At 62.5% G+C, this 21,233-nt stretch carries 22 protein-coding genes and 1 riboswitch; of the genes, 2 read left to right on the top strand and 20 right to left on the bottom strand.

All coding sequences use genetic code 11. The features are described from left to right. Window positions 1-8: 8 nt before the first annotated feature. The 10 genes from HDE78_RS05560 to HDE78_RS05605 all read right to left on the bottom strand — a co-directional run bounded on the left by HDE78_RS05560 (window position 9) and on the right by HDE78_RS05605 (window position 10,854). Entirely contained in the window at window positions 9-1,319 is a 1,311-nt protein-coding gene (locus HDE78_RS05560; protein ID WP_179477508.1) for an ABC transporter permease, read from the bottom strand. A gap of 14 nt (window positions 1,320-1,333) precedes the next feature. Continuing rightward, window positions 1,334-2,584 (bottom strand): FtsX-like permease family protein, encoded by a 1,251-nt coding sequence (locus HDE78_RS05565; RefSeq protein WP_179477589.1) that lies wholly within the window; start codon window positions 2,582-2,584, stop codon window positions 1,334-1,336. 4 nt (window positions 2,585-2,588) lie between these two features. Next, window positions 2,589-3,899 (bottom strand): ABC transporter permease, encoded by a 1,311-nt coding sequence (locus HDE78_RS05570; RefSeq protein ID WP_179477509.1) that lies wholly within the window; start codon window positions 3,897-3,899, stop codon window positions 2,589-2,591. A gap of 63 nt (window positions 3,900-3,962) precedes the next feature. Beyond that, entirely contained in the window at window positions 3,963-5,312 is a 1,350-nt protein-coding gene (locus HDE78_RS05575) for a TolC family outer membrane protein (protein WP_179477510.1), read from the bottom strand. Between the two features lie 54 nt (window positions 5,313-5,366). After that, a complete protein-coding gene (locus HDE78_RS05580) occupies window positions 5,367-6,092 on the bottom strand; it encodes an ABC transporter ATP-binding protein (protein ID WP_179477511.1) in 726 nt (241 codons plus the stop codon). Window positions 6,093-6,285: 193 nt separating this feature from the next. Then, on the bottom strand, window positions 6,286-7,557 hold the full coding sequence (locus HDE78_RS05585) for an efflux RND transporter periplasmic adaptor subunit (protein WP_179477512.1): 1,272 nt from the start codon (window positions 7,555-7,557) through the stop codon (window positions 6,286-6,288). 289 nt (window positions 7,558-7,846) lie between these two features. After that, the gene (locus HDE78_RS05590; RefSeq protein ID WP_179477513.1) at window positions 7,847-8,422 is read right to left on the bottom strand and encodes a hypothetical protein; all 576 of its coding nucleotides are present in this window, start codon (window positions 8,420-8,422) and stop codon (window positions 7,847-7,849) included. 137 nt (window positions 8,423-8,559) lie between these two features. Then, window positions 8,560-8,790 carry a hemin uptake protein HemP gene (locus HDE78_RS05595; RefSeq protein ID WP_179477514.1) on the bottom strand — a complete coding sequence of 77 codons (231 nt, stop codon included), beginning with the start codon at window positions 8,788-8,790 and terminating at the stop codon, window positions 8,560-8,562. Window positions 8,791-8,895: 105 nt separating this feature from the next. Further along, complete coding sequence (locus tag HDE78_RS05600; protein WP_179477515.1) at window positions 8,896-9,864, bottom strand: aldo/keto reductase; 969 nt, start codon at window positions 9,862-9,864, stop codon at window positions 8,896-8,898. A 93-nt stretch (window positions 9,865-9,957) separates the two neighbouring features. After that, window positions 9,958-10,854, bottom strand: coding sequence for a LysR family transcriptional regulator (locus HDE78_RS05605; protein WP_179477516.1), 897 nt, complete (start codon window positions 10,852-10,854; stop codon window positions 9,958-9,960). 90 nt (window positions 10,855-10,944) lie between these two features. Here HDE78_RS05605 and HDE78_RS05610 point away from each other — a divergent pair, with 90 nt between their 5' ends. Then, a complete protein-coding gene (locus HDE78_RS05610) occupies window positions 10,945-11,892 on the top strand; it encodes an NAD-dependent epimerase/dehydratase family protein (protein WP_179477517.1) in 948 nt (315 codons plus the stop codon). A gap of 14 nt (window positions 11,893-11,906) precedes the next feature. Here HDE78_RS05610 and HDE78_RS05615 read toward each other — a convergent pair whose 3' ends face one another. From HDE78_RS05615 to HDE78_RS05660, 10 genes are all read right to left on the bottom strand, one after another. Further along, window positions 11,907-12,776: an alpha/beta hydrolase gene (locus tag HDE78_RS05615; RefSeq protein ID WP_179477518.1), complete on the bottom strand. Its 870-nt coding sequence runs from the start codon at window positions 12,774-12,776 to the stop codon at window positions 11,907-11,909. Window positions 12,777-12,833: 57 nt separating this feature from the next. Continuing rightward, window positions 12,834-13,358 (bottom strand): phosphatidylglycerophosphatase A, encoded by a 525-nt coding sequence (locus tag HDE78_RS05620; protein ID WP_179477519.1) that lies wholly within the window; start codon window positions 13,356-13,358, stop codon window positions 12,834-12,836. Further along, window positions 13,355-14,323 carry a thiamine-phosphate kinase gene (thiL, locus tag HDE78_RS05625; RefSeq protein WP_179477520.1) on the bottom strand — a complete coding sequence of 323 codons (969 nt, stop codon included), beginning with the start codon at window positions 14,321-14,323 and terminating at the stop codon, window positions 13,355-13,357. Before thiL ends, HDE78_RS05620 begins: the two co-directional genes overlap by 4 nt. 25 nt (window positions 14,324-14,348) lie before the next feature. Further along, a complete protein-coding gene (locus tag HDE78_RS05630) occupies window positions 14,349-14,897 on the bottom strand; it encodes a GNAT family N-acetyltransferase (RefSeq protein WP_179477521.1) in 549 nt (182 codons plus the stop codon). Continuing rightward, window positions 14,897-15,343, bottom strand: coding sequence for a transcription antitermination factor NusB (gene nusB / locus HDE78_RS05635; protein ID WP_179477522.1), 447 nt, complete (start codon window positions 15,341-15,343; stop codon window positions 14,897-14,899). Before nusB ends, HDE78_RS05630 begins: the two co-directional genes overlap by 1 nt. Further along, window positions 15,343-15,804, bottom strand: coding sequence for a 6,7-dimethyl-8-ribityllumazine synthase (gene ribE, locus HDE78_RS05640; RefSeq protein WP_179477523.1), 462 nt, complete (start codon window positions 15,802-15,804; stop codon window positions 15,343-15,345). Before ribE ends, nusB begins: the two co-directional genes overlap by 1 nt. A 99-nt stretch (window positions 15,805-15,903) precedes the next feature. After that, window positions 15,904-16,827, bottom strand: coding sequence for a muramoyltetrapeptide carboxypeptidase (gene ldcA / locus HDE78_RS05645; RefSeq protein WP_179477524.1), 924 nt, complete (start codon window positions 16,825-16,827; stop codon window positions 15,904-15,906). A 100-nt stretch (window positions 16,828-16,927) separates the two neighbouring features. Beyond that, entirely contained in the window at window positions 16,928-18,019 is a 1,092-nt protein-coding gene (gene ribBA, locus HDE78_RS05650) for a bifunctional 3,4-dihydroxy-2-butanone-4-phosphate synthase/GTP cyclohydrolase II (protein ID WP_179477525.1), read from the bottom strand. A 93-nt stretch (window positions 18,020-18,112) separates the two neighbouring features. Beyond that, window positions 18,113-18,754, bottom strand: a complete 642-nt coding sequence (locus HDE78_RS05655; protein WP_179477526.1) for a riboflavin synthase — start codon at window positions 18,752-18,754, stop codon at window positions 18,113-18,115. Between the two features lie 148 nt (window positions 18,755-18,902). Further along, window positions 18,903-19,108: riboswitch (FMN riboswitch) on the bottom strand. Window positions 19,109-19,209: 101 nt separating this feature from the next. Next, window positions 19,210-20,124, bottom strand: a complete 915-nt coding sequence (locus tag HDE78_RS05660) for a LysR family transcriptional regulator (RefSeq protein ID WP_179477527.1) — start codon at window positions 20,122-20,124, stop codon at window positions 19,210-19,212. Between the two features lie 92 nt (window positions 20,125-20,216). On the opposite strand from HDE78_RS05660, the gene HDE78_RS05665 reads away from it, so the two are divergent. Then, window positions 20,217-21,227: an NAD(P)-dependent alcohol dehydrogenase gene (locus HDE78_RS05665; RefSeq protein ID WP_179477528.1), complete on the top strand. Its 1,011-nt coding sequence runs from the start codon at window positions 20,217-20,219 to the stop codon at window positions 21,225-21,227. Window positions 21,228-21,233: the final 6 nt, after the last annotated feature.

Below are 21,233 nucleotides of genomic sequence, written 5' to 3' on the forward strand. Positions count from 1 at the left end.
GCGGCCACTCAGTTCGATTTCAGCTGCCAGGCCGGCTGCACGTGAGCCGCGCGCCAGATCGGATAAAGCGCCGCCAACACCGTAGCGACTATCGCCGTGAGCAATGTCATCGCCATGAGAGAAACATCGAGATGCGCCAGTCGCGCGATCTGCGGCTGGAACAAGTGTCCGATGCCGAGCATTCCCAAAGCAGTCAGCGCCAACCCCAACACTCCGCCGGCCAGTCCCACGGTTCCCGCTTCGATCAAAAATTGTTTGTACATTTCGCTGCGCGCCGCGCCAAGCGCGCGACGCACGCCAATTTCCCCGGCGCGACGCATGAACTTGGCCAGCAGCAAGCCGATGGTGTTGACCATGCAGATGACAAAGAATCCGAGTGCGACCAACAGTGATATGCGCGTTTCAGGCGGCACCACTTTCCGGTACGCGAGCCACTGAACCACGTCGCGCAGGCGCACATTAGGTGCCCAACCGAAGCGTCCGGCACGTTGCTGGTCGGCGGCATACCGTTCGAGAAATTGCTTGTAGCGCGACGCATCCGCGGCGCTGTCCAGTTCCACCCAGGGCATTACCCAGACGCAGCTACTACGCAGCCACGCGTCCCGCGTCTTAAAATCGACATTTCCCCGGCAGCTGTTTCTGCCGTAGGTATCGATCTGCATGTCCAGCGCACGGGTAAACGGCACATAGAAATCCGAAGGCTCGTCGAAATTGTCGTTATCGAAAGCCGCAAAGAAGCGCGGCTGCGGATTCCAGTGCCTTGCCACACCAACAATCCGGTAATCGTGTCCGTTCAACGTGATCTCGCGGCCGACGCTGTCCGTGTCGCCAAACATTTTCTGGTTGAACGCCTCGCTGAGCACGACAACCGCGGCGCGTCCGTCGTCATCGGCCGCACTCCAGCCACTGCCGTAGCGAAACGGCACTTCGAACATCGGAAAAAAGTCGCCATACACGGCGTAACCGTTCGCGCCGACAGGCAAGCTGCGGCTACCGCCTGGCATGACCGACACATGCACCGCATACAACAGGGTCTGCCGGCTTGCCTCGTGCGCGCGCATCAGCGCTATGGCATCGGTATAGCTCAGCGCGTCGGGCGGCTCGCCCTTCAGATTCTGCTGTGGCCCCCAGCCGTCTAACTGCGGCGTGAACAACTGCGCGGACTTTTGCGGAATGGGATTGCCGGACACGGCGCGAAATACCGAGAAAGTAATCATTGACGCCGCGACGCCGAAACCGATCGCCATCACCATCAGCGCGGTGAGCGCCGGATTGCGCCGCAGGCTGCGCAGGCCGAGTTCAAAGTAATAGGCGAACATTTAGCAGGCCTCCGTCATGCCGCACGCGTCGCTTCGACGGGGGACACGCGCGACGCGCGCAGTGCGGGTGCGAGCGTCGCGGCCTGACCAAGAAGCAGCAGCAGTGCGACGCCAATCAGTAGGAACGGCAGGGGGAGACGCCGCGTTTCGAAATGCGCGACCAGCCACAGGCTCAGGCCCAGCGCAAGCACGATGCCCGTCAGCACGCCAGCGAGACTGATCAAAAAGTTTTCCGTCAGGAAATAGCCGAGGATGTCGTGGCGCGTAGCGCCCAGCGCACGGCGTACGCCGATCTGCCTGCGCCGTTGGCTGACCCAGAAGCTGGTGAGTCCCACGATTCCTGCGGCCGTGATGATCAACAGCACGGCACAGATCGCACTCATGATGATCGCCATGCCACGGTCGTTTTTGTAAGCCTGCTCGCGCACCTGGGCGAAGCTGCGCACGCCACCGCCCTCACCTTCCCCGTTGGGGATGATGCGCAGACGATTGGCCTTGAAGAGTGTGTCTCGCGCGACGTTGGCTACGGCGCCCAGCTGGCCTGGCCGGGTGCGAATCAGGTAGGCATTCGATTTATCGGTGAGCAGTTTGGGCTCGAGCACGACATAGTCTGAAATGGCATCGGACCAGCTGCTCGCCGAGCCCCCTTGGAGATGATCCATGATGCCGATAATCGTGCTGGGCGCTGTGGCGCCGCCGATGTAGAGCGGCTTGCCCAGGGCCGACTGATTCGGATAAACCTTCTCGGCGAGCGCCTTGGTGATGATCAGCTGCGCCGGTGCCGCCAGGTTGTGCGAGTCCATCGCGCGAATTTCATCCGCCCGAAAATTGCGTCCGGCAATCAGTTTTGCGCCCAATACCGTCAGCACGTGGTCGTCGGCAAAGAATCGCCAAGTCACGGCGACGGGCTGCTTGGCGTCGGGCTTGATCGTTACGCCGGAGTTCCAGCCGCCGCCGCGCAGGGGATAGCCATAGCTCACCCCGACGTCCTGTACACCGGGCAGCTCGCGCAACGTCTGCAGATCCGCATGAACGAGCGGCTCTACCGCTGCTCCGCTGGCGCTGGTCCATTCGCTGCCGACGGTCAGCAAATCGCTTTCGACGATCCCCGTGGTTCGCGAGAGATGCGTCAGTCGCTGCTGGATAATGAAGAGCGCGTTGCAGACAATCGCCAGCGTCAGAGCGATCTGCAAACCGATCAGCAAGGTACCGGCCTTGTGTCGTTTGAGTGCAGCGAGAACTGGCTTGATCTGCAGCACGAGCATCACCTCAGTTGGACTTCAGCTGCCAGGCGGGAGCGACCTGCGCGGCCCGCCAAGTGGGATAGAACGCCGCCAGCAGCGCCGCCAGCACGGCGACTAGCAAGGTCAACGCCACCAGCGAAACGTCGAGCGTGGCCAGACGCGCAATTTGCGCATCGAAGATCAGACCGACGCTCCATACCCCGACTCCCGTGAGCAGCAAGCCCAGCACGCCGCCGGCCAGACCAATCGTCGCCCCCTCCATCAGAAACTGCGCGTACACCGTTCGACGCGACGCGCCCAGCGCTCGGCGCACGCCGATTTCCGCGGCGCGGCGCATGAATTTGGCCAGCAACAGCCCAACCGTGTTGACCAGGCAAATGGCCAGAAAGCCGAGCGACAGATAGAACGAGAGCTTGCTTTCCGGCGGTACGACGTGCTCGTAGTCCAGCCATTGCGCCACATCGCGCAGACGTACGTTGGGAGCCCAGGCATACCGACCTACGCGCTGCTGTTCGGCGGCATAATCATGCAAATACTGGCGGTAGGCATCGGCATCCGCCTTGTTCGGCAGTTCGGCCCAGTAAACGACCCAGCTGCAGCCGGAGCGCAGAAACGCATCCCAGCCGGTACCGTAATTCTCATCGACGCAGTCTGTGCTGCCCGTGGTAATGAGCTGCAAATCGACGGCGCGGCTCATGGGAATAAACAGCTCGATCGCATCGGCAAAGCCGCCGTTGCTGGCCAGATCGAAGAACAGCGGTTTTGGATCCCAGCTGTCCATGACGCCAACGATGCGGTAGTTGTGCCCGCTCAAATTGATCTCACGACCGACGCTGTTCGCGCCGTGGAACAGCCGATCGTTGAGCGCCCGACCGATGACCACCACCGATGCCCGATTGTCGTCCTCCGCCGCGCCCCAGCCGCCGCCATACAAAAACGGAATATCGAACATCGCAAAAGCGTTGTTGGAGACCGCATAGGTCGCCGGCCTGATCGGCAACTGGCTTGCATCGTCCGATATCACCGAAAGTTTTACCGGGTACAGCGCCGCCTGCCGCAATGCCTTGTGCGCCTTCAACAGCGCCATCGCGTCGATATAGTCCAGCTCGTCCGGCGGCTCGCCGTGTTGATTGTTCTGAGGTCCGAAATTGTCGATCTGCACCGCGTACAGCCGCGACGATTTCTGCGGGATCGGATTGTTCGAAACCGCGCGAAATACCGAATACATGGTCATCGACGCCGCTACGCCGAAAGCGATCGTGATGATCATCAAACCCGTGAGCACCGGATTACGTCGAAGGCTGCGCAGGCCGAGTTCAAAGTAGTACGCGAACATCGCGCTGCCCTCCGATCGCTTGAGCGGACGCTCTTGGCTTTATGGGCTGGTATCGCGCGACATTCACTGCAGCAGCCGGTTGATGTCTTCGAGATCGTGCATGTCGATGGTGCCGGCAGCCTGCTTCAACGACAGCTTGTTGAGGATGAACTGGTGACGTTCGACGGTGTATTGGCCCTGCGCCTGCGCCAGAATCTGAATCGCATTGACCACGTTGGGCAGACTCATGGTGCCGATCGAATAGCCGGCGCGCATGGACCCCAGCGACTTTTCCGCCACCTGCACGGCGGTGCGGGTGGTTTCGACCTGATCGATGCCGTCTACCACGAGGTTGAAATAGTTGTTGGCATCGCGCGCGGCCTGTCGGCGCTGAGTCTCCAGATTGCCCTCGTCCGCATCGCGCTGGTGGATCGCCTGACGCACCTGTGACTGCGTGAGTCCGCCACTGAATATCGGTACGGTGAGCGTGAGCCCGACCGTCGTGGTGGCTGGCCCGTATCGGGAGTCGCCAGCCATGGGCGTGGCGCTGGCCCAGCTGCCGAATTTGTCGCGGTAGACGTTGGCACTCAACGTCGGCAGGTGCCCGGCGCGTGCCGCCGAAATCTTGTGTTCGTCGGCACTGACCGTATAGCGCGCGGAAAGAATGGCCGGATTGGTTTGCATGGCGGCATCGACCCAGGCCTTGGCGTCGTTGGGCGTGGGTGCCTGCAGGGGAATATCCTCGCGCAGCTTTTTCAGTGTCCCGGTTGGCTGGCCGGTAATCTGCTCGAGCCCATGCAATGCGTCCTTCAAGGTATCCTGCGCGGCGATCCGTTCCGACTTGATGGAAAGGTAAAAGGCTTGCGCCTGGGTCGAGTTCGCCGAATTTTCCAGGCCCACCTTCAGGCGTTCATTGGCCTGATCGAACTCTTGTTTGAAACCGTCCTCGTAGGCTTTGTAGACGTCCACCTGGTCCTGCGCGATCAGCACGTTGAAGTAGGCGCTGGCAACACGCACATAAAGGTCCTGCAGCGCGGCGCGATAGACCTCTTCCTGCGCGTCGCTGGTGGAATGGGCCGCGCGCAGCGTGGCGATATCCGGCAGATTGATGATGGCCTGGCTGAGCGAGCCATTGAGATCGCGATAACGACTATGACCGACCGCACTGGTGGGTAACGAGACACCGTTGACGATGTTGGATCCTCCGGTGCCGCCATGACTTTGATCGAAACTCAGCCCCGCGGACAGCTGTGGCAGCAGCGCCGAGCGCGCCTGCGGCACGCCCTCGGCCACGACCAGGCGCGTGGCGTCGGCCGTGCTGAGTACCGGATCGTTGGCGATGGCCTGCCGATAGGCATCCATCAGATCCTCGCCGTGGCCGGACAAGGGCGCGATGGTCAGCAAGAGCAGCACGGGCAACAACTTCAGACGCATGGATGACTCTCTCGAAAGATGGACGGATGGACGGCTGGAACCGAACCGGCAGAATCAGTCCGAACGTGCGCCGCCTTGTGCTGCGGTCACGGCATTGTGGAAACGCGGGTCTTCCGACAGATCCACCACCTGGCCGTCGATGACATGCACGTTGCGCTGGGCGCGAGCGGCAAGCTCGGGGTCGTGGGTGACCATGACGATGGTGGCACCGCCGCGGTGGATGTCCTCGAGCAGTTCGAGCACGCTGCGGGCCATCTGTGTATCGAGGTTGCCGGTCGGTTCATCGGCGAGCAGCAGGCGTGGTGAGCCGGCCAATGCGCGAGCGATCGCCACACGCTGCTGCTGACCGCCGGAGAGTTCGGCCGGATAGTGCTTGGCGCGCGAGGCAAGACCGACGCGCTCGAGCGATTCCATGATGCGCTGCTTGCGTTCGGCAGCCTTCATGCCGCGATAGCGCAGCGGCACTTCGATGTTGTCGAACACGTTGAGATCGGGAATCAAGTTGAACGCCTGAAAAATGAAGCCGATCTTCTCGTTGCGGATCTTCGAGCGGGCGTTGTCGTTGAGATTGCTCACCTCGATGCCGTCGAGGTGATACTCGCCACCGGTAAAGGTTTCCAGCAGGCCGGCGATGGTCAGAAACGTGGTTTTGCCCGAGCCGGACGGACCGGTAACGGCGACGAACTCGCCCTCTTTCACGTCGATATTGAAATCGCGCAGCGCGTAGGTCTCGACCACTTCGGTGCGGTAGACCTTGGACAGGTGGCTCATCTTCAGCATGGTTTTGCGTCCTTATGGTGGTGTTCGGTTTTTTGGTGCAACGGGAACGGGGATCAGGGAATGTGGAACATGCGAGGTGCAGTTACTTTTGCTTCTGACGTTGCTTGAAATAAAAGCCAGCTAAGGCGATTGGATCGGGACTTCTCTTGAACGGCATGTTCCCCATTTCCCAGTCACCGTTCCCCGCTCTTCATCAGCTACTGATCGCAACCTTCGCCGCGTTCTTGAAGTTGTCGGTGCCCGAGATCACGATGCGGTCGCCCTCTTTCAGGCCGCCCAGAATCTCGACCTTGTCGATGCTGCTGGTGCCGACGCGGATCGGGGTTTTGGTGGCGATGCCGTCGCGTACGACATAGGCGTAGCTGCCGCCGGATTCGTCGACGAACGAGCCGCGCTGCACGGTCAGCACGTTGTCGCGCTTGTCGAGCAGCACGCGCACCGAGAGGCGCTGGTTCTGGCGCAGCTGCTTGGGTGTAGGACCATCGAAGCGCAGGCGCGCGGCGACTTCGCCATTCACCACTTCCGGCGAAATGGCGCTGACCAAACCCTTCCAGACGTTGCCGTTGCCGCTGATCTCGCCGCCCATGCCGATGCCCAGGTCGCGTGCGAAGCTTTCCGGCACCTGCATCTCCACCTGCAAGGCGGAGAGATCGATCACGCTGAGCAATTGCGCGTCCTTCGCCACGGTGGCGCGCTCGGCGATAAACAGCTGGCCGACCTGACCATCTACCGGCGACTTGACGTTGAGGTTGTCGACCTGGCGCTGCAGGTCCTGCACCACCAACATCTGGTTATCGTGGGTGAGCTTCTTCGATTCGATGTTGAACTTCAGACTGTCGTTGTTCATGCCCAGATCGGACTTGGCATGCGCCAGCACGATGCGCGCTTTTTCCAGTGCGTCCTTGGACTGATCGACCTCGACGCCGGTGGCCGCACCGGCAGCGAACGCTTTCTGCTCGCGCGCCAGATTGGTTTCGGCGCTCTTTTCGTCGATCTGGGCGTTGTCGAACGCCTTCTGCAGATCGCTGCGCTTGGTGCGTGCGTCCACCTGCGACTGCAGGTAATCGACCTGCATGGCATCGGCCTTGGACTGCTCCTGCGCCAGCTTGTTGCGCAGCTCGGGGCTGTCGATGGTGGCCAGCACCTGGTCTTTCTTCACCGTGTCGCCGGCGTGCACCTGCAGAGTGACGGCGCCGCCGTAGGTGGCGTACAGCGTGGGACTGACCGCCGCGACGACCTTGCCTTCGGCAGCGATGTCGTTGACGAACGGGCCGCGCTCGACCGTCGCGAAAGACAACCGCGACGCGCTGACCGATGACGACGCGGAAAACAGGCGGCCAATGCCGGGCACCAGCCATACCAGCAGGCCCAGCACGACCACACCGCCACCGATCAGCATCAGCCGACGCTTGCGGTTGGGTTTGACCTCGACGATACGATCTTGCGCGGAAGTGTCGCGAATCATGTGATGCATCCCTGACCGCGCACCGGGCGGTCCCACGCAGGGTTTTGCAATCCACATGCCAAAAGGCAAAGTGAGGCCAGACAAGGATTCGCGGCCGTTTCAGTCGATACAAACAGTGTCCGCGGACACTGGCCACGCCGCGCCGGACACTTATGCTGAGCAGGAAACGGGGAACATCAAGTGTCAGGCAAGCCGGCTTTACTCGCGCGACCCAGCTTTCACCCTGGGTATCACGGGGGAGTGCACGCGACACGCAACCCTCGTGTTCCCCGTTCCCGCTCTTACCTCACTACAAAACCGGCAAGCCCTGCACCAACAGCGGCTGCGAGCCGGCAATGGCCTGTGCCACCACGCGACCCAGGGGCGAAATGCGCGGCGGCGAGGCTTCGCCAAGGCAAAGCATGTTGGCAAGCGGCTGGCAGCGAAAGCGCATGAGATGCGCAGCGGCGCCGCGGAACATACGCGACCTGCCAAGTTCGGGCCGGCTTGCGATCATCTGGCTTTCGTCCGGCAGATTGTCCCAGGCCAGATAGTCGGTATCGGGCAGTAAATGCAGCTGGGCCAGAATCTCGCCGCACGCGTCGAGACATTCGATCCACTCGCGTGGGCCGTCGGCGCTGACGATGCCCAGCACGCGCAGATAGTGCGTGCGCAGCAGCGGCGTCAGCAGCGGACTTTCGCTGAGCAGGCCGTCAGGCCATCGCGCCGACGCATCGACCTCGGCGCGCGACGGCACGTAGACCACGCTGCCAAGCAGCGGCAGCCACCGCGCGAGCGCCGACGCGGTGACGTGCAACGACCGCTCGCCAGGTTCGACAAACCACGCGCGCGGGCTGCAAAAGAAGGTATCGAGCCAGCCGTACATATCACCTCCAGCGGTGATGGCATACCGTGACAGGCATGCGCTGATGGCCGGCTGGAGTCCGCGGGCGGCGGGCGATCTGGCAAGGGCCTTGGGATGCTGAGGCGTGCGGCGACGCCGCTCGCGACAGTCGAAGCGAATTACTTGGTGAGGATCAGTTTGTCGTTGCGCGTCAGACGCAGGTGATATTCCCCGCCCTGATGCTGGATCACCAGCTCGCGACCGCCGTCCAGCAGCATCTGGCTGGAGATGCGGGGAATCGCCGCGTTATCCGCCACGGCTGGCCGGGTGTTCACCAGCTGCAGCGATCGCGGGCTGGCCGTAACGACGTGGGCGACGGGATGAGACTGGGACAGGGTGGAAATCGACATGGCACGCTCCGCAGAAGGTCAGTGACGACTTTGATGATAATGATTCTCATTTGAGTGTCAACTGCCGTCTATCGATGCGATTCACCCCGGCTATCGCACGCTGATTCAGGCGACTGCCGTTTCTATTCGCTCCCGTATCGCCTTGTCGATCTTCGGCAGCACATCGAGCGCGCCGAGATTCTGCTCCAGCTGTTCGGTCTTGCTGGCCCCCAGCATCACCGTGGAGACACGCGGGTTGAGCAGGCACCAAGCGATCGCCAGCGGCGCCAGACCTACGCCGAGCTCATCGGCGATCGGCTTCAACGCACGCACCTTGTCAACGCGCTCGCCGCCCTTGCCCAGTACGCTATGGCGCAGCCACTCGTAGCCCGGTTGATTGATGCGCGAATCGGCCGGCACGCCGTCGTTGTACTTGCCCGACAGCAGGCCGGACGACAGCGGCGACCAAATCGTGGTGCCCATGCCGTAAGCCTCGTACAGCGGCGCGTACTCCGTTTCGACGCGTTCGCGATGCAGCAAGTTGTACTCGGGCTGCTCGACCACCGGGGCATAGAAATGATGGTCACGGGCCACGCGATGCGCCTCGTGAATCGCGTCGGCCGGCCACTCGCTGGTGCCCCAGTAAAGCACCTTGCCCTGGCGAATCAGCGTATCCATCGCCGCCACGGTTTCTGCGATCGGCGTATCCGGATCGGGGCGATGACAAAAATACAGATCCAGATAATCCACGCGCAGCCGCTGCAGCGCCTGATGACAGGCGTCCATCACATGCTTGCGCGAAAGTCCGCGCTGGGTTGGCAGCGGATCGGCCACTGCGCCGAAAAAAACCTTGCTCGACACGCAGTAGCTGTCGCGCGCAAAGCGCAGATCGGCCAGCACGTCGCCCATCAACGCTTCGGCGACGCCGTTGTTGTACGTCTCTGCATTGTCGAAAAAATTGACGCCGCGATCGTGCGCCAGCGCCAGCAGTTCGCGCGCCTGCGACCGCCCGACCTGCTTACCGAACGTGACCCATGCGCCGAATGACAGCGCGGAAAGTTGCAGGCCGGTGAAACCGAGGCGGCGGTATTGCATGGAGTAGTCCAGTTCGGATGGCAAAGACGACGAGCATGACAACAATGCCATTGCCATGTCTAACCCATGCGGCGGTTTACCGCTGCCTTTGCGCTACGCCGCGCCATCGATATAGCCCACCAGCGCCGCCGCGAGATGGTCGAACACGACACGCGTACGGCGGCTGGCCTTCAGATCTTCGTGCATCACCAGCCAGGTATCCAGGCTGGGCGCGAACGCCTGCGGCAGCACGCGCACCAGGTTCTTGTCGCGTTCGGCCAGCGCACACTGGCAGCCGCCGATGCCGTATCCGGCGCGAATCGCGGCCAGCTGGGCCAGATCGCTATCGGTGCGCAACGAAAAATCCTCGCGACCCAACGGCAGCTTGTCGCGAACGGCGCGCAGCGCCGGCGTTTCGTGGTCATAGCCGATCATCGCGTGTCGATGTAAATCGGCCCAGATCAACGGCTTGCCGTTGGCTTTCAAATAGCGGCGATGCGCGTAGAGCCCCAGCGGAATCGCACCGACGTGACGCGCCACCAGCGCTCTCTGCACCGGACGGACCATGCGCACCGCGATATCCGCATCCTTGCGCAGCAGATCCTCGCTGCGGTTGGACAGCGACAGCTCGATCACAATGCCCGGATGCCGTTGCCGCAAGTCGGTCAGTATCGGCGGCAACACCTCGGCGCCGATCACTTCACTGCAGGTCACGCGCACCACGCCGCGCACTTCGCTATTGCTGCCGGAGGCGGCCCGACGCAAAGCCGCCGACGTCGCGTACATCGCCTGCGCATGTGTCGCCAGCTCATCGCCGAGGTCGGTAGGGACAAGGCCTTGCGGCGAACGCGTAAACAACACGACATCCAGATCGGACTCCAGCTGCCGGATGTGTCGCCCCAGGCTCGGCTGGGTCATGCCCAGGCTGCGCGCCGCCGCCGACAGGCTGCCTTCGCGGATCACCGCGAGAAACGAACGATACAGCTCCCAACTCGGTTCTTTTGCAGCCATGCATTTATGTATAGCAGATGTTCGCTTTTAGGCAATTTTCATTTAGACCCACAGCGCTCATTCTGATCCCACATTCCACGGGAGACGATCATGAAAGCAGAACGCATCGCTTTGGTACTGGGCGCTACCGGTGGCTCCGGCAGCGAAATCGCCAATGCACTTTTGCAGCGAGGATGGACGGTTCGTGGACTGGTTCGCGATGCCACGCGAAGCCATCTCGCGGCCGGCATCGAATGGCATGAGGGCGATGCCATGAACGCCCCTGATGTGGCGCAAGCCGCGCGCGGCACTGGCGTGATCGTGCATGCCGTCAACCCGCCCGGCTACCGACAATGGGACACGCTGGTGCTGCCGATGCTCGACAACGCCATCGTCGCCGCCAAGGAAAACAACGCGCGTATCGTGCTGCCGGGTACGGTCTACAACTTCGGACCGGATGCGCTGCCGCTATTGCGCGAAAGCTCGCCGCAACAGCCGCTCACGCGCAAAGGCGCGATCCGCGTACAGATGGAAAAGCGCCTCGAAGCGGCGGTAACCAGCGGTGTGCGCGTGCTGATACTTCGCTGCGGCGATTTCTTCGGTCCGCGCGCCGGCAACAACTGGTTTAGCGCGATTCTGAAACCGGGTAAAAAGCTGCGCTCGGTTAACTACCCCGGACCGCGCGACTTGCCGCATGCCTGGGCTTACCTGCCGGACGTCGGCAAGACCGTCGCCTTGCTGCTTGAGCGCGAGAGCGAATTGGCCGCCTTCGAGCGATTTCATTTCGGCGGCCACTGGGTCGATGGCCATGCCTTGATGTCCGCGATCCGAAAGGCGGCAGCCGATCCAAGGCTACCTCTGCGATCCTTCCCGTGGTGGCTCGTCACGCTGGCATCGCCCTTCGTCACGATGTTTCGCGAAGTGCGCGAAATGCGTTATCTATGGCGTCAGCCGCTGCAACTCGACAATCGCAAGTTGATCGCGTTTCTCGGTGCAGAACCGCATACCGATCTTGATCGCGCTGTTAGCGACACCTTGCAAGGCATGGGCTGCCTTTGAGTCGATAAATCAATTCAGTGCAAAGAAGATCCGCGCAACCATTTATCGAAGAAACCCAGAACTCGGATTTGATAGGTGTTTCCGCTGTAGCGGTAAAAGTCGACATGTCTTGCGCCATGAACGATCCAGAGCTCCTTCGGTGCAGAGGCTGCATCAAACATGGCCAGCGACTCGCCAATTTTCGTGTCTCGATCGGCATCTCCGACAATCAATAGTTTGGGCGCATGGATTTTCCCTATCTTGTCGATAGGCCTCATTTCATCGAGTGAAAAACCAAGGTGGGGCTTGACCGTACTCATCAATAGCGGACCGAACCACGACCCAAAAATACCCATATGGATTTGCAGTCGATCTTCGATGGCTTGAGAAAGAGTTGGATAGACCTGCTCCAAAATGATCGCATCGACTTTCAGAGGCGGATCGGCAAGCAGAGTTGCCGCACCTTCCATCGAGGTTCCGAGCACTCCAATCTTCTCGCCCGGCGCCAGCTTTTTAAGCTGATCCACCGCGGCCGCCGCGTCTCTGGATTCAAGATGGCCAAAAGTGATGGCATCTCCGGTGCTCTCGCCCGAGGCTTGAAAGTCGATCAACAGCACCGAGTACCCGGACGCATGTAGGAACCTAGCACGGTTCAGCATCGCAAGACGATTGGCTCGCACCCCATGCAGCAAAAGTATCGCACCCCTGCCGTTCCCACGAAGAAACCAGCCGTGAATCAGCGCATCGGACGAACTTTTGAAAACGACCGTGCTCGCCGGAAACTCTGATGGCGGCGCGCCAACGATTTCGCGCGCCGGATGAATCAGTACGCTTCCTGCGACCCAGAGACCCGCGAATGCCAAGCACGCAAGCAGGAAAAGTCCGAGCGCCAATTTCCTGAACATTCGACGCCTTGCCATTACCGACCCCAATAAGTTGGGCGTTGAACGAGATCTAGCCGACTACCGAAGAATAAGTAGCCCCGCGGCCAAAATTATCGCCGCGAAAATCCCCGCCACCACATCGTCCACCATCACACCCATGCCGCCCTTGAGGTGACGATCCAGCCAGCGGATCGGCCAGGGTTTCCACACGTCGAACAGGCGAAACAGCACGAAGCCGGCGAGCAGCCACCACCACGTCGAGAAACGCGTCGGCAGCAACTCCGGCAGCAGCAGCGGGATCAGCGCGATCCACTGGCCGATGAATTCGTCCCAGACCAGGCTGCGGTGATCGTCCACGCCGAGGGCGCGACCGGCGATACCGCAAGCCCAGACGCCGATGGCAAAACCGACCAGCAAAATCAGGACATAAAGCGGTAGCGACAGCTGGCGCAGCAGCAGCCACGGCAGCAGCGCGGCGAGTGAGCCGAAGGTGCCCTGCGCCACCGGCGTAAGCCCCGAACCGAAGCCGCAGGCCAGCCAGCCTGCGGGCGTGACAAGCAGTGCGCGGCGCTGTTCGGCGCTGAGAGTTCTCTTGGCGCTCATGCGAAATGATCCCAGCCGGCCTGCCCTGTTTCCAGCCAATGGCCGTCGACGCCACGCACGTTGACGCCTTGGCCTTCGACGATGCGGCCGATGCGCGTGACGCCGCAGCCTAGCCGGGAAAGGTCTGACTGCACATCGGCGAGTCGATTCATCGGCACGGTAAAGCACAGCTCGTAGTCGTCACCGCCAGTGAGCGCGAACTGCTGCGCGCTGGCGTCGTCGTAAATCGCCATCAGCGACGGCGAGAGCGGCAGCAGCGACGCATCGATTTCCGCACCGACACCACTGGCTGTGCAGATATGCCCGAGGTCGGCGATCAGGCCATCGGAAATATCGATACACGCGTGCGCCAGATCGCGCAGCGCCGAGCCGGCCGCCAGCTGTGGCGTCGGTCGATTGAGTCGGGCGACAAGCAGATCGCGCGCGTCGCTGCGCTGCTCCTCAACCGCAAAAGGATGAGCCAGCGCATGCAGGCCCGCCGCCGCATCGCCCAACGTGCCGGTCACCAGCACCGCGTCACCCACCTTGGCGCAGGAACGCATCAGCGCTTTTCCCGGCGCAACAAAACCGTGTACCGCGACGCTGATACTCAGCGGACCGCGCGTGGTGTCGCCGCCGACCAGCGCCAGCCGGTGCGGCTTGGCCAGCTGCGCAAAGCCTTCGGCAAGCCCTTTGACGAAGGCTTGATCCGGCTCGGGCAGCGTCAGCGCCAGAAGAGCCCACGCCGGCGTGGCGCCCATGGCCGCGAGATCGGAGAGGTTGACCGCCAGCGCCTTCCAGCCGATGTCGACCGCCGATGTGCCGCGGGGAAAATGCACGCCTTCCACCAGCGTGTCGATCGCCACGGCCAGCTCCTGCCCGGCCGGCACGGCGAGCACGGCAGCGTCGTCGCCGATGCCTAACCTGACGTCGTCGCGCGACTGTTCGGTAAGCGAGCGGATGCGTTCGATCAGGCTGAATTCCATATCCTCGATCCCGGCTGGCGCGCGTTTACACGTCGCGCGTAAAGACGTGCACGGTAGAGCCGTGAACCTGACCTTCCATCCAGAAGCGGAAACCGGCTTTGCCGGCCAGCCGGGTCGATGCGACGTTGTCCGGATCGATGATGCAGCACGAGCGGTGCGTGCCGAAATGGCTGTCGCCCCAGGCCTGCACGGCGGCAAGCGCCTCGCTGGCGTAGCCTTTACCATGCGCGTGCGACGCCAGTACCCAGCCGAGCTCGGGCATACCGTCGAGCGAAGGCGTCATGCCGCGCCGAAAGTCGGCGTAGCCGATGTCGCCGATCAGCCGGCCGCTCGCCTTTTCTTCGACGGCCCAATAGCCGTAACCGAGCATCGACCAGAGCCCGCCGTAGCGCAACAAGCGCATCCAGGCATCCGGCGGCGATGTCGGCTGGCCGCTGAGAAAACGATAGACCAGCGGATCGGCCCAGGTGGCGGACAACGCGGCGTGATCGTCGGCGCGATGCGCACGCAAGCGCAGGCGCTCGGTTTCCAGCACGGGCACAGCCACGGCGAGGTCGCTGGCCGCGCCCGACATCAGCCGCGTTTCTCGACCGCGCGTAGCTCGGCGGCCAGCTTGTCGAGTACGCCGTTGACGTAGCTGTGGCCGTGATCGGCGCCGAAACGCTTGGTCACTTCGATCGCCTCGTTGATCACCACGCGATACGGCACGTCGGGGCGAAATTTCAGTTCGTAGGTAGCCAGGCGCAGCGCGGCGCGTTCGATCGGGTCGATCTGCGCGACCTCGCGGTCGATATGCGGGCGGAGCGCTTCATCAAGCGCATCGACGTTTTTTTCGACGCCGTGCAGCAGATCCTCGAAGTATTCGAGGTCGGCGATTTCCATGTCTTGCTCGTGGCGGAACTGGTCGATCACTGCATTCATGTGGCTGCCGCTGAGCTGCCACGCGTACAGCGCCTGCAGCGCACGGCGGCGGGCGCGCGAGCGCGCGGCCATGTCCAGACCCTGCGGCCCCTGCGCCATCACAGCTTGCCGTACAGGTTGACCATCTCGAGCGCCGCCATGGCCGCGTCGACACCCTTGTTGCCGGCCTTGGTGCCGGAACGCTCGATCGCCTGTTCGATGCTGTCGGTAGTCAGCACGCCGAAGGCTACCGGCACGCCGGAGCTGTACGCGGACTGGGCCAGACCTTTGGCGCACTCGCCGGCGACATAGTCGAAATGCGGCGTGCTGCCGCGAATCACCGCACCCAGTGCGATCACCGCGGCGTACTTGCCGGAGTTGGCCAGCTTGTGTGCGGCCAGCGCGATTTCCCAGGCGCCCGGCACGCGAATTAGCTCGATCGCGTCGTCCTTCACGCCGTGGCGCACCAGCGCGTCGCGCGCGCCGGCCACCAGGGGTTCCACGACAAAGCCGTTGAAACGGCCGGCGACAATGGCGAACTTGCCCTTCGGGGTGGCGAAATCGCCTTCGATGATCTTCATTGCTAATTCCTCTGTGGACCGCAGCCCAGGCTGACCGCGCATTTTACGGGTTTGCCGGCACTCCTGCTTGATCGCCGGTGCCGGACTGGTATTGGGGCTCTAGCGCGCCAGATGCGGATAGCCGCTGAAATCCAGCTGCGCCCGGCCGCCAGCCGTCCGCAGCCGGGCCGGCGCGCCGAACGGCAGGGTGAATTTCTTCGGCTCATGGCCGAACGGCAGCCCGTCGATCACCGGAATATCGACCACGCCGCGCAGCTGCGCGAAGCCCTGGTCGAGGTTGTACCCGTTGTCGTAACCACTGGGCTTGCACTGAGTAAAGTCACCCAGCAATAGCGCGCGCTGGCGACCGAGCACGCCGGAAAGGTGCAGCTGATACAGCAGCCGCTCGATCCGGAACGGCGGCTCGGTGACGTCCTCCACAAAGAGAATCCCGCCGTCGATCTCCGGAAAATACGGCGTGCCGATCAGGCTGCACAGCATGGCCAGGTTGCCGCCCCAGAGCGGGCCCTCCACGTCGAGTTCGACGGAATCGTTCGTGCTCCATGTCGCGGTGGATTGCGGGGCGCGCACGGTGTTCCAGAAATGCTCAAGAGTGAAGTCGCTGGCGACCTCGGCGCCGAAATCCGGCCCGAGCATGGGACCGCCGAACGTCGTCAGTCCGCACTGTGCATGCAGCGCCATCTGGATCGCGGTGAAGTCGCTATGGCCGATCAGCACGGTGCTAGTGCCGGCGAGCCGCTCTCGCAGGGCGCCGTAGTCCAGATGCGGCAGCAGGCGCGTGGCGCCGTAGCCACCCCGCACGGCCAGCGCGATATCCGGCAGCGACTCCATCGTGGCGAGCGCGTTGATATCGGCTGCGCGCTGTGCGTCAGTGCCGGCATAGCGAAGCTCGACGCGATCGAGCACATCCAGCCCGCTCACCGCGCAACCCGCTTCACGCAGGCGCTCCACGCCGCGCGCCATGGCCGCGCGGTCGTGCGGATAACCGGAGGGTGCGATCAGGCGGACAGAAGTTTCAGTCATGGTCGCGATCAGTTGTGAGAAAGGCGAAATTGTGCGGTCTGGCAAGCCGCGAAGCGTGTTGAAAACGTGGCGGCAGCGGGCGCCGGCCATGACAAGGCGCCTAGACGTACTCCGCCACCTCCAGCCCGAAGCCTGCCAGACCCACCAGCTTACGCGGCGTGCCGAGCACGCGCAGGCGATGCACGCCAAGATCGACCAGCATCTGTGCGCCCAGGCCGTGCTGGCGCCACTCCTGCTGCTGCGCTTCGTCCGGCGCCTGCGCCGCCGGCTGACGATTGAGGCGGGCCAGCAGGGCTTCGGGGGTATCTTCGCCGGACAGCACCAGCAGTACGCCGCGATCTTCATCGGCGATGCGGCGCAGGGCCGATGTCACGGTGAGCCCCAGGTCGTCGCGCTGCAGATGCAGCACGTCGGACAAGGTATTACGCACGTGCACGCGCGACAGCACCGGCGTGCCGTCATCCACCGTGCCGCGCACCAGCGCATAGTGCAGGCCCTTGCGAATGGCATCGCGATAGGCGATCAGCCGGAACGGGCCGAATTCGGTCTGCACGTCTTCTTCGTAGACGCGCTCAATGGTCTTTTCGGTTTCCATGCGATAGCGAATCAGGTCGGCGATCGAGCCGATCTTCAAGCCGTGTTTGGCGGCAAAGACTTCCAGCTCGGGGCGACGCGCCATCGAGCCGTCCTCGTGCAATACCTCGATCAGCACCGCCGACGGCTCCAGCCCGGCGAGGCCGGCCAGGTCGCAGCCAGCCTCGGTATGGCCGGCGCGGGTCAGCACGCCGCCGGGCTGTGCGGTCAGCGGAAAAATATGACCGGGCTGATGGATGTCCTGCGGTTTCGCATCCGGCTTCACCGCGACCTGGATGGTGCGCGCGCGATCGTGCGCGGAAATGCCGGTGGTCACGCCTTCGGCCGCCTCGATCGAGACGGTGAAGTTGGTGTGGTATTGCGACGTGTTGTCGCTGACCATCGGCCTGAGGCCGAGCTGGCGCGTGCGCTGCTCGGTCAGCGTGAGGCAAACCAGACCGCGCGCCTCGCGCACCATGAAGTTGATGTCCTCGGCGCGAACTTTTTCGGCGGCCATGATCAGATCGCCCTCGTTCTCGCGATCCTCGTCGTCGAGGATCACCACCATGCGGCCGGCGCGGATGTCGTCGAGAATTTCAGGAATGGTGTTGAAGCTCATGGGTTGATTTCCGGGGAACGGGGAACGGGGAACGGGGAAGCATCCTTGCTTCGTCATTCCAGCCGAAGCCGGAATGACGGCAAGAAAGCCAAATCAGGCGAAGCCATGCTGCTTCAGAAACGCTTCATCGAGCGTCGGCGCCGAGCCGCTGGCGAGCAGCCGCTCGACGTAGCGCGCGATCACGTCCACCTCGATATTCACCGCGTCGCCGGGTCGGCGCGCGTGGAAGGCGGTGTTCTCTACCGTATGCGGAATCAGGTTGACGCCGAAGCGCTGCCCCGCCACTTCGTTGACGGTCAGACTGGTGCCATCGATGCAGACTGAGCCCTTGGCCGCGATATAGCGAGACAGGGTTGTCGGCACCTCGAAAACCCAGCGCTGCGAACGGCCGTCCGGCGTGACCGACACGACCTTGCCCAGGCCGTCGACATGCCCGGACACCAGATGACCGCCGAGACGATCGGCCAGGCGCAAGGCCTTTTCCAGATTCACCGGGTCACCCGCTTTGAGCTTGCCCAGCGTGGTGAGGGACAGCGTCTCGTTGGACACGTCGGCGCTGAAGCCGTGCGCCTCCAGCGTTACCGCCGTAAGGCACACGCCGGAGACGGCGATCGAATCGCCCAGCTGCACGTCGGTGAGATCGAGGCCGGCCGTATCGATGGCTAAACGCACGTCGCCGCCGCGCGGCTCGAGTCGTGCGATGCGGCCTACGGTTTGAATGATGCCGGTAAACATCAGCACACCTCCCGCAGGAGGCTGACGCTGGGATCAACGACAGATCGAAATGATGCAATCAGTTTCATGAAACGTTTCCCGCGTTGAACGCATGCGAAGAAACGCCCCAAGGCACGAGGTCGGCGCGCAGCCGCGAGGCTGCACTTTCGACCGTCTTCTTTTATCCGGACTCTCTGGAAACTGTCGCCAGTTTCCAACCGTCGGCTCCGGAGTCTGACCGGATCTGCTGACCCTCGATGTCGCTCCTCGCGGAGCTGGTCGAGGCGCTCGCGGGCTTGCTGTCGGAGTGCCTTCGTAAAGACCACCCTTCAACCTACCGCCGGTGGGGAATTTCACCCCGCCCTGAAGACGCTATGGTGTTTGCCGGCAAGCCGGCTCGAAAAGTTTAACACCATCTCTGGATTCGCCCGCGGCCGTCAGCGTGCACGGCGCAGGACTCTGTGTCTCGAACGATCTTAATCAACCGGTCGCAACGTCTCCACCAGATAATCGATCAGCCGCCGCAAGGCGGGCGCACTATCAGCGCCTGGAAGCCACAACAATTGGATCGGCGAGCTTGCGAGCTGCCACTGCGGCAGCACTTCGACTAGCCGGCCGCTCGCCACCAGAGGGTCGCCCATGTAGTCGCCTAGTATCCCGATTCCGACACCTGCCACTATCGCATCGCGTGTGGCCTGGGCGTCGTTGCAGGTCAGTACTGGATCGATACGTACCGAACTGCGTCTGCGCTGCTGACTGAATTGCCACAATGTGCCGGTACGCAAGCCGCTGAAGGCGATACAGCGATGTGTCTTTAAGCCAGCAGGATCGGTAAGCGACGGAGCCGTCCCCATGTACGCTGGCGAGGCGCACAGATAGCGGCGCATCGTGCCTAGCCGGCGCGCCACCAGCTGCGTATCCGCCAACCGGCCAACACGCACGGCAAGGTCGATTTTCGCTGCGACCAGATCAATATAGACATCGTCATAAACCGCCTCCACACGAATTTGCGGGTGCCTTTTCATGAAGGTTGCCAGTAAAGGCGCTATGCAATGACGTCCGAAAGCGCTCGGCAGATGCAGGCAAAGTCGTCCGGAAGGCTCACCGCCACGTGGACGAAGGTCTGCGGCCAGTTCTGTCATCACCACTTCCAGCCGCTCGCAATGTGCCAGCAACTGCGCGCCTCGCGGGGTCAGCGTCATGCGCCGCGTCGTACGGAGGAACAGCTTGCCACCCACACCCTGTTCCAGCGACGCGATGCGCCGGCTCAGCACGGAGGGCGTGCAGGCGACCTCGCGCGCCGCCTGCGAAAAATTGAGTCGCCTTGCCGCGATGGCAAAGCTACGCAGCTCGCGCAACCTGGTTGGCGTCAGCTCGAACGATTTATTCATACAGTGAACTAAAGATGTGTTGTTTCGATGGATTATCACCTGGTAACACTGGGCCCACCATGCCTCCATTCCCCATGTCACGGAGCATCAGCATGCGCGTCCAACAACTCACCGCTTTCGGCTTGGACCATCTGCAGCTCATCGACCTACCTGCCCCGCGTCCTGGCCCGGGGGAAGTGTTGGTGAAGATGGAGGCCGCCTCGCTCAATTATCGCGATCACTTGCTAGTCAATGGCCAGCTCTACCGCGGCGTGCATCTGCCGATCGTGCCGGTTTCCGACGGCGCCGGTACGGTGCTTGACGTCGGTACCGGCGTTACGCGCTTCAAACCGGGCGATCGCGTTACTACTTTCTACAAGTCGCGCTGGATCGCTGGCGCGATGCGACCGGAGTGGGAAGGTGCCGACATCGGCGGCCCTCAGGAGGGGGTGATGCGCGAGCTGACCTGCTACGACGCCTACTCGCTGGCACGCGCACCCTCGAATCTATCCAGCCTGCAGGCAGCGACACTGCCTATCGCCGCGCTTACCGCCTGGACGGCGTTGGAACAGGCACGCGTTACTACGGGTCAGACGGTGTTGTTGCTCGGCACCGGCGGCGTCTCGCTGTTCGCCCTGCAGTTTGCCAAGTTGCGCGGGGCACGCGCGATCTTGCTTTCATCGAGCGACGCCAAACTGGCTCGCGCGAAGACGCTCGGTGCCGATGTCGTCGTCAACTACGCGGAACATCCCGAATGGGGCTCGATAGTGCGCGAAGCCACCGGCGGTATCGGCGTAGATGCCGTGATCGAAACGGTGGGCGCCTCCACCTTTGCGCAATCGTTGGAAGCGGTCGGCATGCATGGTTTCATCGGTGTGGTGGGCTTCATGGGCGGCATCGAGGCCACACTATCCCTGACCAAGATCATCCTGAAACGTGTAAAGGTTCAGGGAATCTCGGTGGCGTCACTGGAAGAACACGAACGCATGGTGTCAGCCATTGAGTCGACCCATTTGGCACCGGTACTGGATCACGTGTTCGGCTTCGAACAGCTGGCCGAAGCGTTCGCATATCTCGTGCAGGGCAAGCACTTCGGCAAGATCGGCATCGATTTTTCACGCTGACGGACC

The organism is Rhodanobacter sp. K2T2 (assembly GCF_013408815.1).
In the GTDB taxonomy this organism is placed as follows: domain Bacteria; phylum Pseudomonadota; class Gammaproteobacteria; order Xanthomonadales; family Rhodanobacteraceae; genus Rhodanobacter.

Excerpts from the sequence above, each read along its gene's own strand:
- HDE78_RS05560 (WP_179477508.1), bottom strand. The coding sequence starts at position 1,319 with ATGTTCGCCTATTACTTTGAACTCGGCCTGCGCAGCCTGCGGCGCAAT.
- HDE78_RS05565 (WP_179477589.1), bottom strand. The coding sequence starts at position 2,584 with ATGCTCGTGCTGCAGATCAAGCCAGTTCTCGCTGCACTCAAACGACAC.
- HDE78_RS05570 (WP_179477509.1), bottom strand. The coding sequence starts at position 3,899 with ATGTTCGCGTACTACTTTGAACTCGGCCTGCGCAGCCTTCGACGTAAT.
- HDE78_RS05575 (WP_179477510.1), bottom strand. The coding sequence starts at position 5,312 with ATGCGTCTGAAGTTGTTGCCCGTGCTGCTCTTGCTGACCATCGCGCCC.
- HDE78_RS05580 (WP_179477511.1), bottom strand. The coding sequence starts at position 6,092 with ATGCTGAAGATGAGCCACCTGTCCAAGGTCTACCGCACCGAAGTGGTC.
- HDE78_RS05585 (WP_179477512.1), bottom strand. The coding sequence starts at position 7,557 with ATGATTCGCGACACTTCCGCGCAAGATCGTATCGTCGAGGTCAAACCC.
- HDE78_RS05590 (WP_179477513.1), bottom strand. The coding sequence starts at position 8,422 with ATGTACGGCTGGCTCGATACCTTCTTTTGCAGCCCGCGCGCGTGGTTT.
- HDE78_RS05595 (WP_179477514.1), bottom strand. The coding sequence starts at position 8,790 with ATGTCGATTTCCACCCTGTCCCAGTCTCATCCCGTCGCCCACGTCGTT.
- HDE78_RS05600 (WP_179477515.1), bottom strand. The coding sequence starts at position 9,864 with ATGCAATACCGCCGCCTCGGTTTCACCGGCCTGCAACTTTCCGCGCTG.
- HDE78_RS05605 (WP_179477516.1), bottom strand. The coding sequence starts at position 10,854 with ATGGCTGCAAAAGAACCGAGTTGGGAGCTGTATCGTTCGTTTCTCGCG.
- HDE78_RS05610 (WP_179477517.1), top strand. The coding sequence starts at position 10,945 with ATGAAAGCAGAACGCATCGCTTTGGTACTGGGCGCTACCGGTGGCTCC.
- HDE78_RS05615 (WP_179477518.1), bottom strand. The coding sequence starts at position 12,776 with ATGTTCAGGAAATTGGCGCTCGGACTTTTCCTGCTTGCGTGCTTGGCA.
- HDE78_RS05620 (WP_179477519.1), bottom strand. The coding sequence starts at position 13,358 with ATGAGCGCCAAGAGAACTCTCAGCGCCGAACAGCGCCGCGCACTGCTT.
- thiL (WP_179477520.1), bottom strand. The coding sequence starts at position 14,323 with ATGGAATTCAGCCTGATCGAACGCATCCGCTCGCTTACCGAACAGTCG.
- HDE78_RS05630 (WP_179477521.1), bottom strand. The coding sequence starts at position 14,897 with ATGTCGGGCGCGGCCAGCGACCTCGCCGTGGCTGTGCCCGTGCTGGAA.
- nusB (WP_179477522.1), bottom strand. The coding sequence starts at position 15,343 with ATGGCGCAGGGGCCGCAGGGTCTGGACATGGCCGCGCGCTCGCGCGCC.
- ribE (WP_179477523.1), bottom strand. The coding sequence starts at position 15,804 with ATGAAGATCATCGAAGGCGATTTCGCCACCCCGAAGGGCAAGTTCGCC.
- ldcA (WP_179477524.1), bottom strand. The coding sequence starts at position 16,827 with ATGACTGAAACTTCTGTCCGCCTGATCGCACCCTCCGGTTATCCGCAC.
- ribBA (WP_179477525.1), bottom strand. The coding sequence starts at position 18,019 with ATGAGCTTCAACACCATTCCTGAAATTCTCGACGACATCCGCGCCGGC.
- HDE78_RS05655 (WP_179477526.1), bottom strand. The coding sequence starts at position 18,754 with ATGTTTACCGGCATCATTCAAACCGTAGGCCGCATCGCACGACTCGAG.
- HDE78_RS05660 (WP_179477527.1), bottom strand. The coding sequence starts at position 20,124 with ATGAATAAATCGTTCGAGCTGACGCCAACCAGGTTGCGCGAGCTGCGT.
- HDE78_RS05665 (WP_179477528.1), top strand. The coding sequence starts at position 20,217 with ATGCGCGTCCAACAACTCACCGCTTTCGGCTTGGACCATCTGCAGCTC.